This is a genomic window from Chelatococcus sp. KU-N122, assembly GCF_055391085.1.
Window position 1 is genome coordinate 902805 of sequence record NZ_AP043981.1, and the last position, 10186, is coordinate 912990.

The window sequence follows — 10186 nt, forward strand, 5'->3', positions numbered from 1 at the left end:
CGTCCATCAGAGGCAGGCGGAGACGGCGGAGCGCAGCGCGCCGCGCAGATCACGGTCGTCGGTGAGGGGCACGACGATGGCCATGTCGCAGGCCTCCGCCATGGGAATCCCGCGCACGATCAGCCGGCCGGCGCGGATCAGCGTGCGGGTGGAGGCGCCTTCGTCGAGGCCGCGGCCGCTCAGGTTGCGCGAGGTGGTGGCGATCTTGACCAGCTTGGCGGCCAGGGCCCGGTCGATGCCCGCCTCCTCGGCGACGATGGACGCTTCGCGGTCCGGCTCGGCGTAGGTGAAATCGATCGCCGCGAAGCGCTGCTTGGTCGATTCCTTCAGGTCCTTGACCGCGCTCTGGTAGCCGGGGTTGTAGGAGATGACGAGGAAGAACTCCGGGTGCGCCTCGACGAGCTCGTTCTTCTTCTCCAGCGGCAGCACGCGCCGCTCGTCGGTGAGCGGATGGATGACCACGGTGGTGTCCTGGCGCGCCTCGACGATCTCGTCGAGGTAGCAGATGGCGCCGCCGCGCACCGCCTCGGTCAGCGGCCCGTCCTTCCAGTGGGTGCCCTCGCCGTCGAGCAGGTAGCGCCCGACGAGGTCGGCCGCGGTCATGTCCTCATGGCAGGCGATGGTGATCAGCGGCCGGCCGAGCCGGTAGGCCATGTGCTCGACGAAGCGCGTCTTGCCGCAGCCCGTAGGCCCCTTGAGCATCAACGGCACCCGCTCGTGGTAGGCCGCCTCGAAGCGCACGATCTCATTGGCAAGCGGCGCGTAGAACGGCTCGGCTCGGATGCGGAACTGGTCGAGGCTCATGCGCAAACTCCAGGCGCTCGGCAGGCACGGACCTCGCCGCGCCCCGGGCTCGTCGAACGGGTTGGGTCTCCTCCCGATGCGCTGGGCCGGCGGACGCGCCGCGAAAGCGATGCGGCGGGCACAAAAAAACCCCATCCGAACCAGGGGTCCGGCATGGGGCTCGCGATGCCCGCCTTCCGCACGGCGCTGTACCGGAAGGCCCGCGGGCCAAGGTTGCGCCCGCTCGCAGAGCCTAGGGGCGTAGGGGCTGGCTTGGCAAGGCCTTTCGCGGAGGCGGGCAGCCTTGGGCCGGCGGCGTCACAGGCCTTCGCGCATGCCCGGATTGCAGCGCCCGTCGACGATCTTGAAGCTGACCGGATCGCAGGGCGCCATGTCCTTGGGGCACATCCGCTGACAGGCGCCGACGGCGGCCGCCCGCGGATAAGGATGAGGCTGTGGATGGTGCGTCTGCACCTGCACATGCCGCACCTTGGGCAAAGGCCGCGCCAGGGCGGCAGGCGCCACGGCCAGCAGCAGCGACAGGGTGGACGACACCAGGATGGCGCGCATCGGCGATCCTCCAGTTCCGTACCCTCCAGATGGGGAGGCACGCGCCGCCAAACCAGGGACCGGTGCGGCGACGCCTAGAGCGCTTTGCGATTGGGTGGGCTCACCCAATCGCGAGAAAGCGCTCCAGATTCAAAAGACTATGAGCATTTCTCTGCCGTTGGATGGGTCCATCCAATGGCGAAATGCTCTAGGGCTGGCGGAACCGGGACGGGACGTTAAGCTCCGCCAACGCCACCCCATGCCCGCAAGGTGAACGCTCCATGCAGACCGTCTTCGTCGACCGCACCCCGGAGATGCGCGAGATCATGGAGCGTGCCGGCCTGCCGCCTGTGCCGGGCATGCGCATCCACGAGGGCGATCCCGATGCCGCGGCGCTGCGGGCGATCGCCGCCGAGGCCGAGTGCCTCATCGTCGACCACACCATCATTCCGGCCGAGCTGATCGAAACGGCGCCCAAGCTCAGGGGCATCGTCTTCCTGGGCACCGGGGCGTCGACCTACATCGATCTCGCCGCGGCCGAGCGCCGGCGCATCCCGGTCGCCACCATCCGCGGCTACGGCGACCAGGCGGTGGCCGAGCACGCCATCGCGCTGATGTTCGCCGCCGCCCGGCGCATCGCGACGATGGACCGCGGCATCCGGGGCGGCACCTGGTATCCGACCGGCGGCATCCAGCTCGCCGGCCGCAAGGTGGCGGTCGTCGGCCTCGGCGGCATCGGCACCGCCTTCGCCGCGATGGCCAACGGCCTCGGCATGGCCGTCGCCGGCTGGAACCGGACGCCGCGGCCCGCGAGCCCCTTCTTCGTGCCGGACCTGGACGCGGCGCTGACCGATGCCGACGTGGTGGCGGTGCACCTCGGCCTCAACGACGGCACGCGCCACCTGATCGACGCGCGCCGGCTGGCGCTGCCGAGGCGCGGCTTCCTGCTCGTCAACACCGCGCGCGCCGACATCGTCGACCAGGAGGCGATGCGCGCTGCCCTGGACGCGGGCCAGATCGGCCACGCCGGCCTCGACGTGTTCTCGCAGGAGCCCCTGCCGCCGGACGACCCGGTGCTCGGCCGGGACGACGTGACCCTCACCTCCCATGCCGCCTTCATGACCGACGAGGCGCACCTGGTGCTGTGGCGGCGCGCCCTGGAGGAGGCCGCGCGGATCGAGGACTCGACGGGCGTGTCTTAGCAGATGGTCGGGTCCGCCCCCTCCACCATGCTGCGCATGGTCCCCCTCCCCCGCTACGCGGGTGAGGATCATGCGGCGCGGCTTTCCACCCTCTCCTTGGCCGCCACCTCAATCGTGTCCAGCACGTCGAGCCGTGTCCCATCTCCGAGCACGGCCGACGCGTTGAACCGCAGCGCGGCGACTTAAGGATCTCCGTTCAAGCGTTGACGCCGCCGTCGACGGTGATGGCGGTGCCGGTGATCTGGCGGCCGCCGGGGCCGGCGAGGAAGGCCACCGCGGCGGCGATGTCGCCGGGCGCGCCATAACGGCCCAGGGCGTTGACGGCGAGCTGGGCCGCTGCCGTGGGCCCGTCGACGGGGTTCATGTCGGTGTTGGTGGAGCCCGGCTGCACCAGATTGACGGTGATGCCGCGTGGCCCGAGATCGCGGGCGAGGCCGCGGTTGAACGAGACCAGGGCCGATTTGGTCATGGAATAGACCGTCAGTCCCGGAAAGGGCACCCGTTCGCCCAGGTTGCTGCCGATGCTGACGATGCGGCCGCCCGTGGGCAGATGCGGGATCGCCGCCTGGCTGGCCAGCACCACCGAGCGGATGTTGACGGCGATGAGGGCGTCGATGTCTTCCAGGCTCATGCTCTCCAGCGGACCGCCGCGGGCGATGCCGGCGTTGTTGACGAGAATATCGAGGCCGCCCAGCGCCTTCGCCGCCTCGTCGACCGAGCGGCGCACGGCCGCCGCGTCGGCGCTGTCGGCCTGAATGGCCACGCCACGGCGGCCGTGCGCCTCGATGGCGCGCACCACCTCCCTCGCCTTCTCGGCCGAGCGCTCGTAGGTGATGGCGACATCGGCCCCGTCGGCCGCCAGCCGTCGGGCGATGGCGGCGCCGATACCTCTGCTCGCGCCGGTGACCAGCGCCCGTTGTCCCTGAAGCTCAGCCATGTCCGGAATCCTTTCCGTAGCGCTCGATACAGAAAGCAGATGGGACGGTTGCTGGCTCCTGTCAATCGACTTATGTAACAATCGCTATGGAAAAATCATCCAAGGTGCAGCGGGGCCGGCCGCGGGCATTCGACCGTGGCTCCGCCCTCAGCGCGGCGACGGAGCTCTTCTGGTTGAAGGGCTTCTCCGCCACATCCATTGCCGATCTGTGCGAGGCCATGGGCGTTACGCCGCCCAGCCTGTACGCCGCGTTCGGCAACAAGGAGCAGCTCTACGCCGAGGCGATCGCGCATTATGAGGACAGCAACGCCGAGCGCATCTGGGGCCCCACCGCCGCGGCCGGCTCGGTCCGAGCGGCGATCGAGATGTTTCTGATGGCATCGGCGGCGGCGCTGACCCGGCCCGAGCGACCGCGTGGCTGCATGGTGGTTCTGTCGGCGGCGCGCGAGGAGGGGTGTGCGGTGTTGGGCGCGCTGGTCGGCGAGCGGCGGGCGGAAGCCTACGCGCGCCTCCACGCGCTCATCGCCGGGGGCGTGGCGGCCGGCGAGCTGCCGGCGTCGGCGGACGCCGAGCAGCTCGCGCGCTTCGCGCTCTGCGTGCAGCAGGGCATGTCGATTCAGGCGCGCGACGGTGCCAGTCGCGAGCAGCTCGAAAGCGTGGCCCAAGCCGCGATGGCGGCATGGGACGGGCTGACCGGGGCGCGTCCGGATGAACGCCGCCCGGCCGGCAGGGCTGGCGGCGCGTGAGCCACTGGTCCCACGGGTCTGTGCTTCGCTCCCATCGGGTGGTTTCACTCGATCGAAGCGCGCTCCAGCAGCCGCTCTACGCTTCCTTGTAGCCGTATTCGGGAATACCCTGCTCGTTGCCGTAGTATTTGTACGGCAGGAACTTGCCCGACATGGTGATCTTCACCCGGTCGCCGCGCGGGTTGGGCTCGCGCTCGAACTCCATGTTGAAGTCGATGGCCGACATGATGCCGTCGCCAAACTCTTCTTCGATCAACGCCTTCCAGGCCGGGCCGTTGACCATGACCAGCTCGTAGAAGCGGTAGATCAGCGGGTCCGTCGGCGGCATCTCGGTGCCGCGCATGGGCACCTCGTTCAGCATGCGCTCCTCGGCTTCAGACAAACCGAACAGCTCGGCCGCCGCGTGGGCGAGCGGCTTCACCAGCTTCATCTGGCCGAGCAGCGCGCCCACCACCAGGACCGGCGACATGCCGCCGATCTCGTCGGTGATATACTTCCAGGTCCAGCCTTTCTCGCGCTTGATGTCGAGAATCTTCTCGGTCAGATCGGCTCGTTTCATGGCCTTGTTCTCCGTAGGACAGTATCGCGAAAGACGAGAGATCAGAGCACGACGTGCAGCGCCGCGGACTGCGAATGACCCAGCGTCACCACCGGCGGATGGCGCGGGTCGTAGTCCTCCGGCGGCGCATCGCGGAAGCTGCTGCTGCGCTCCACGAGGAAATCGATCAGGTGGTTGCGCAGGCTGTAGTAGGCCGGGTCGTGGTGCAGCCCGGACCGGCTGCGATCGGCCGCCAGCGGGTTGATCACGATCTCGGCGATGCGGGCGCCGGGCCCGTTGGTCATCAGCACGATGCGGTCGGCCAGATAGATCGCCTCGTCCACGTCGTGGGTGATCATATACACCGTCTGGCCGGTGTCGCGGCAGATGCGCCGGGCCTCCTCCTGGAGGGTGCCACGCGTCAGCGCATCGAGGGCCGAGAACGGCTCGTCCATGAGCAGCATCTTGGGCTCGATGGCGAGCGCCCGGGCGATGCCGACGCGCTGCTTCATGCCGCCCGACAGCTCCGCCGGGCGCTTGTGCTCGGCACCCGAGAGGCCGACGGCGGCGATGGCGCGGCGGGCCCGCTCCTCCACCTCCGCCCTAGAGGCCCGGCGCCAGCGCGAGGAGACCGCGTAGGCGACGTTGCCGAGCACGGTGCGCCAGGGCAGCAGCGCATGACCCTGGAAGATGACGGCGCGGTCGAGGCCGGGCCCCGCGAGCTCGCGCCCCTCCACCAGCACGGCGCCCTCGCTCGGCCGGTCGAGGCCGGCCAGGATGTTGAGGATCGTCGTCTTGCCGCAGCCGGAATGGCCGATGACGCAGACGAACTCGCCCCGGTTCACCTTGAGCCAGAGGTTCTCGAAGATGGTGGTGGCGGCGCCAGACTCCGAGCCCCGCTTGGCCGGGTAGCGCTTGGCCGGGTAGCGTTTGGCGATGCCCTCGATCGAAATCACCGGATCGGTCATCAGCGGCCTCATTCGGGAAACGTCACGAGGCGTCCGAGCCGCGCCAGGGCCTGATCGAGGATCATGCCGACCACGCCGATGACCAGGATGGCGACGATCACGTTGGTGATCGACAAGTTGTTCCACTCATTCCAGACGAAGTAGCCGATGCCGGTGCCGCCCACGAGCATCTCGGCGGCGACGATGACCAGCCAGGCGATGCCGACCGAGATGCGCATGCCGGTGACGATGGTGGGCGCCGCCGCCGGCAGGATCACCGTGAAAGCGCGCCGCAGCGGGCCGACCTCGAGCGTGCGGGCGACGTTGAGCCATTCGGTGCGGACGCTGGCGACGCCAAAGGCGGTGTTGACCAGCATCGGCCACAGCGAGCAGATGAAGATGACGAAGATGGCGGAGAGCCCGGAATCCTTGATGGTGTAGAGGGCGAGCGGCATCCACGCCAGTGGCGACACCGGCTTGAGGATCTGGATGAACGGGTCGAGCGCCCGGCTCATCAGCGGCGACATGCCGATGAGGAAGCCGAGCGGGATCGCCACCGCGACGGCGAGCAGATAGCCCAGCGCCACGCGGCCGATGGAATAGGCGAGCTGGATGCCCAGGCCCTTGTCGTTGGGGCCGTTGTCGTAGAAAGGCCGCTTCAGGTGCTGCCAGATGGTGGCGCCGACATCGAGCGGGCCGGGCATGGCCGACTTGCCCGTGGTCGCCGTCGCGCCCATCAGCTTGGCATACTCCGGGTCCATGGCCTGGGTGGGGCCGGTGCCCTGGGTCGCCACGTGCCAGGCGGCGAGGAAGAGGGCGAGGAGCAGCAGCGAGACCGCAACCGCCCGCGCCCCGAGCGAAGCTTGCATGATCAGACCCGCTTGATGGCGAAGCTGTTGATGTAATCGTCGGGCTTGGACGGATCGAAGGTCTTGCCCATGACCACGAAGGTCTTGCTGGTCGTCGCCGGGGGCGTCAGGCCGGCCTCCTGCATCAGCCTGGCGGCGTCCGTCGCCAGGTAGACCTGGGCGGCGATCTTGCCGTAGTCGACGTCGCCCTTGATCTGCCCCCAGCGCTTCATCTGCGTCATGATCCAGATGGCGAAGCTCTCCCAGGGGAACGGATCGAAGTCGATGCGCTTGGGATCGCGCTTCACGTTGCCCAGGCCATCGGCGTAGGTGCCGGTGAGCACCTGCTCCACCACCGTGACCGGCTGGTTGAGGTAGTTGGCGGGCGCGATGGCCTCTGCGATCTGCTTGCGGTTCTCCGCCTTGGCGGCGAAGGCGGTCGCCTCGATGACGGCCTTGAGCAGGGCCGCGTAGGTGTTGGGCTGGCCGGTGACGAACTCCTTGGAGGCGGCGAAGGCGCAGCAGGGATGGCCGTCCCACAGCTCCTTCGACAGCAAATGGATGAAGCCGACGCCGTCGTAGACGGCGCGCTGGTTCACCGGATCGGGCGCCAGGAAGCCGTCGATGTTGTCGGCGCGCAGGTTGGCGACCATCTCCGGCGGCGGCACGGCGCGGATCTGCACGTCGGTGTCGGGATCGATCCCCGCTTCGGCCAGGTAGTAGCGCAGCAGGTAGTTGTGCATGGAATAGTCGAAGGGCACGGCGAACTTGAAGCCTTTCCAAGACTTCGGATTGCGTTTGTCCTTGTGCTTCATGGCCAGGGTGATGGCCTGGCCGTTGATGTTTTCCACCGCCGGCATCGTATAGGGAATGGGGTTGGAGCCGACGCCCATGGAGATCGCCAGGGGCATGGGCGACAGCATGTGGGCGGCGTCGTATTCCTTGTTGATGGTCTTGTCGCGGATAACCGCCCAGCCCGCCGTCTTCACCACGTCGACGTTGAGCCCCTGCTTGGCGTAGAAGCCCATGGGCGCGGCCATGATGATGGGCGTGGCGCAGGTGATCGGGATGAAGCCGACCTTGAGGTCGGTCTTCTCCGGCTTGCCCGCCTGGGCGAACGCCTCGCTCGCCGTGCCGAGCGGAAAGAACTGGGCGACGGCGGCCGCGGCGGTGGAGGCACCGACCGCCTTCAGGAAGGCGCGCCGCTTCATGTCGTCGGGAAACAGCGCCCGCATGACGCCGCCCTCGACGACGCGGCTGATCTGCGCATCGGCCGACAAGCCGTCGTGCTCAGCCTGGCTGGCATGCCGGCCGCAAGAGCAGCCGGTCTTGAAGAAGCGGGTCGCTGCACTGAACGGATTGTCGAAGAGCGCCATCGGTCCCTCGCTGGATAGATGAGCACCGTGATTGCAACCGCCATGCCAGCGCCCCGCCGACGCCGTGTCCGAGCCGCAAGGCCTTGCGGAGCAAGGCCCTTGACGCGCGGCCGTCGCATGACCAGATCGCTACGACATTTCGTCGTCGATGAGATTTCGTAGCGCTGATTGCGATATCTCGTAGGAGAGAGGCATCGGAGTGCCGGGGGATGTTGGCGCGGCAGGCGACGGCGGGCTGGGGCTGGCCTTCGAGCACGGGACGGAGCCGGCCCTGGTCATCGACCCGGCCGCCGATCTCATCGTCGACGTCAATCCACGGGGCGCCGCCTTGCTCGGCTACGAGCGGCAGGCGTTGCGTGGCAGCCGCGCCAGCACCCTGCACCCGGGCCAATTGCCGGCGCTCATCGTCTTCAGCCAGGCGGCGCTGCTGAAGGGGAGCTATTGGACCCATGCGCTCATGCCCCGCCACGCCGAGGGGCGCCTGCTCAAGCTCGAGTACTCGGCCTCGGCGCTGCCGGCCGGCGCATCGACCTGGCTGTTGGTCTCGATGCACGACATCGAGGCGCGCCAGCGCCGCCTCATCGACCGCGAGGCGGACCTGTTCATGCGCAGCGGCATCGCCGAATGGCAGCGCGCCGAGCGCTTCTTCCAGGACATCGAGCGCGAGAATCGGCTGATCCTGAAGGCCGCCGGCGAAGGCATCTACGGCGTCAACGCGGAAGGGGTCACCACCTTCCTCAACCCGGCGGCCGAGCGCATGCTGGGCTGGACCACGGCCGAGATCGTCGGCCGGGACATGCACAGCACGGTGCATCACAGCCATGCCGACGGCCGCCACTACCCGCACCAGCAATGCCCGATCTACGCCGCCTTCCGCGACGGCTCGGTGCACAAGGTGGACAGCGAGGTGTTCTGGCGGAAGGACGGCACGCCCTTCTTCGTCGAGTACACGTCGACGCCGATCCGCGACGGCGGCAAGCTGATCGGCGCCGTCATCGTCTTCCGCGACATCACCCTGCGGCGGGAATCGGACGAGAAACTGCGCACGGCGCTGGCCGAGGTCGACCGCCTGCGCGAGCGGCTGGAGCGGGAGAACGAGTACCTCCAGGAGGAGATCCGCAGCGAGACCCGCCACCGCGGCCTCATCGGCCGCAGCGCCGCCATCCAGCAGATCGCCAGCCAGATCGAGCTCGTCGCGCCCACCAGCGCCACGGTGCTGATCACCGGCGAATCCGGCACCGGCAAGGGGCTGGTGGCCCGGGCCATCCACGAGGCGAGCCCGCGGGCGGCGCGGCCGCTGATCCGCGTCAACTGCGCCGCGGTGCCACGCGAATTGTTCGAGAGCGAATTCTTCGGCCACGTCAGGGGCGCCTTCACAGGCGCCGTGCGCGACCGCATCGGCCGCTTCGAGCTGGCCGACGGCGGTACGCTGTTCCTCGACGAGGTCGGCGAGATCCCGCTCGAGCTGCAGGGCAAGCTGCTGCGCGTGATCCAGGAGAAGCAGTTCGAACGGGTGGGCGAGGAGCGCACGCGCGAGGTCGACGTGCGCATCATCGCCGCCACCAACCGGTCGCTGAAGGAGGACGTCAAGGCCGGCCGCTTCCGCGAGGACCTCTACTATCGCCTCGACGTGTTCCCGGTCGAGACGCCGCCGCTGCGCGAACGCCCCGACGACATCCCGCTGCTGGCCCAGCACGCGCTCGACGAGGTGACGCGCCGGCTGAACCTCGAGCCCCTGCGCCTCACCTCGTCGGACGTGGACAAGCTGGTAGCTTACGGCTGGCCCGGCAACGTGCGCGAGCTGGAAAACGTCGTCGAGCGTGCCGCGATCCTGGCCGCCAACGGCCGGCTGCGCATCGAGCTGCCGGCGGTCGATGCCGGGGGCAGCCACCACACATCACGCCATCCACGTCCTCACAGCGCCATCCTGACGGAAGCGGCCCGGCGCGAGCGCGACCGTGACAACATCGTCCTGGCGCTCAAGACGGCCGGCGGCAGAATCTTCGGCGACGGCGGCGCAGCCCAGCTGCTGGAGATCGCGCCGACGACGCTGATCTCGCGCATGAAAGCGCTCGGTGTGAAGCGGCCGGGGGCTGTTTGACCCATCACGATGCGGACAAGCTCCAGTTCCCTTCTGTGAGCCGCCACATCGCAATCGAGCCACCCAAACCTCCTCCCCTGGAGCCAGCGAGCCTTCCGAGGAGGACCCACGACCGCAGCTTGACGTTGCAGCGTTGTGATCCGCAAATAGCAGGCAGGG

At 68.7% G+C, this 10186-nt stretch carries 10 protein-coding genes; 3 read left to right on the forward strand and 7 right to left on the reverse strand.

Going from position 1 to position 10186, the window contains the following annotated elements; translation table 11 throughout:
* Positions 1-6 precede the first annotated feature (6 nt).
* Complete coding sequence (locus tag ACZ5PO_RS04075) at positions 7-804, reverse strand: AAA family ATPase (protein WP_464190524.1); 798 nt, start codon at positions 802-804, stop codon at positions 7-9.
* Between the two features lie 297 nt (positions 805-1101).
* Positions 1102-1353, reverse strand: coding sequence for a hypothetical protein (locus tag ACZ5PO_RS04080; RefSeq protein WP_464190526.1), 252 nt, complete (start codon positions 1351-1353; stop codon positions 1102-1104).
* Positions 1354-1613: 260 nt separating this feature from the next.
* Here ACZ5PO_RS04080 and ACZ5PO_RS04085 point away from each other — a divergent pair, with 260 nt between their 5' ends.
* Positions 1614-2534, forward strand: a complete 921-nt coding sequence (locus ACZ5PO_RS04085) for an NAD(P)-dependent oxidoreductase (protein WP_464190528.1) — start codon at positions 1614-1616, stop codon at positions 2532-2534.
* A 196-nt stretch (positions 2535-2730) separates the two neighbouring features.
* Here the strand turns inward: ACZ5PO_RS04085 and ACZ5PO_RS04090 are convergent, their stop codons facing one another.
* The gene (locus tag ACZ5PO_RS04090; RefSeq protein ID WP_464190530.1) at positions 2731-3471 is read right to left on the reverse strand and encodes a 3-oxoacyl-ACP reductase family protein; all 741 of its coding nucleotides are present in this window, start codon (positions 3469-3471) and stop codon (positions 2731-2733) included.
* 86 nt (positions 3472-3557) lie between these two features.
* On the opposite strand from ACZ5PO_RS04090, the gene ACZ5PO_RS04095 reads away from it, so the two are divergent.
* Positions 3558-4217 carry a TetR/AcrR family transcriptional regulator gene (locus ACZ5PO_RS04095; RefSeq protein ID WP_464190532.1) on the forward strand — a complete coding sequence of 220 codons (660 nt, stop codon included), beginning with the start codon at positions 3558-3560 and terminating at the stop codon, positions 4215-4217.
* A gap of 76 nt (positions 4218-4293) precedes the next feature.
* On the opposite strand, the gene cynS is transcribed toward ACZ5PO_RS04095, so the two are convergent.
* Genes cynS through ACZ5PO_RS04115 form a run of 4 tightly spaced genes read right to left on the reverse strand, consistent with a single transcriptional unit; the run spans position 4294 to position 7926 of the window.
* On the reverse strand, positions 4294-4776 hold the full coding sequence (cynS, locus tag ACZ5PO_RS04100) for a cyanase (RefSeq protein ID WP_464190534.1): 483 nt from the start codon (positions 4774-4776) through the stop codon (positions 4294-4296).
* Between the two features lie 41 nt (positions 4777-4817).
* Positions 4818-5723: an ABC transporter ATP-binding protein gene (locus tag ACZ5PO_RS04105; RefSeq protein ID WP_464190536.1), complete on the reverse strand. Its 906-nt coding sequence runs from the start codon at positions 5721-5723 to the stop codon at positions 4818-4820.
* A gap of 8 nt (positions 5724-5731) precedes the next feature.
* A complete protein-coding gene (gene ntrB / locus ACZ5PO_RS04110) occupies positions 5732-6571 on the reverse strand; it encodes a nitrate ABC transporter permease (RefSeq protein WP_464190538.1) in 840 nt (279 codons plus the stop codon).
* A gap of 2 nt (positions 6572-6573) precedes the next feature.
* Positions 6574-7926, reverse strand: coding sequence for a CmpA/NrtA family ABC transporter substrate-binding protein (locus ACZ5PO_RS04115; protein WP_464190540.1), 1353 nt, complete (start codon positions 7924-7926; stop codon positions 6574-6576).
* 199 nt (positions 7927-8125) lie between these two features.
* Here ACZ5PO_RS04115 and ACZ5PO_RS04120 point away from each other — a divergent pair, with 199 nt between their 5' ends.
* Entirely contained in the window at positions 8126-10027 is a 1902-nt protein-coding gene (locus ACZ5PO_RS04120; RefSeq protein WP_464190542.1) for a sigma-54 interaction domain-containing protein, read from the forward strand.
* The last annotated feature ends 159 nt before the right edge of the window (positions 10028-10186 follow it).

What these genes read in the sequence shown, in the direction of transcription:
- ACZ5PO_RS04080 (WP_464190526.1), bottom strand. Translation starts at nt 1,353, where the DNA reads ATGCGCGCCATCCTGGTGTCGTCCACCCTGTCGCTGCTGCTGGCCGTG.
- ACZ5PO_RS04075 (WP_464190524.1), bottom strand. Translation starts at nt 804, where the DNA reads ATGAGCCTCGACCAGTTCCGCATCCGAGCCGAGCCGTTCTACGCGCCG.
- ACZ5PO_RS04085 (WP_464190528.1), top strand. Translation starts at nt 1,614, where the DNA reads ATGCAGACCGTCTTCGTCGACCGCACCCCGGAGATGCGCGAGATCATG.
- ACZ5PO_RS04095 (WP_464190532.1), top strand. Translation starts at nt 3,558, where the DNA reads ATGGAAAAATCATCCAAGGTGCAGCGGGGCCGGCCGCGGGCATTCGAC.
- cynS (WP_464190534.1), bottom strand. Translation starts at nt 4,776, where the DNA reads ATGAAACGAGCCGATCTGACCGAGAAGATTCTCGACATCAAGCGCGAG.
- ACZ5PO_RS04090 (WP_464190530.1), bottom strand. Translation starts at nt 3,471, where the DNA reads ATGGCTGAGCTTCAGGGACAACGGGCGCTGGTCACCGGCGCGAGCAGA.
- ACZ5PO_RS04105 (WP_464190536.1), bottom strand. Translation starts at nt 5,723, where the DNA reads ATGACCGATCCGGTGATTTCGATCGAGGGCATCGCCAAACGCTACCCG.
- ntrB (WP_464190538.1), bottom strand. Translation starts at nt 6,571, where the DNA reads ATGCAAGCTTCGCTCGGGGCGCGGGCGGTTGCGGTCTCGCTGCTGCTC.
- ACZ5PO_RS04115 (WP_464190540.1), bottom strand. Translation starts at nt 7,926, where the DNA reads ATGGCGCTCTTCGACAATCCGTTCAGTGCAGCGACCCGCTTCTTCAAG.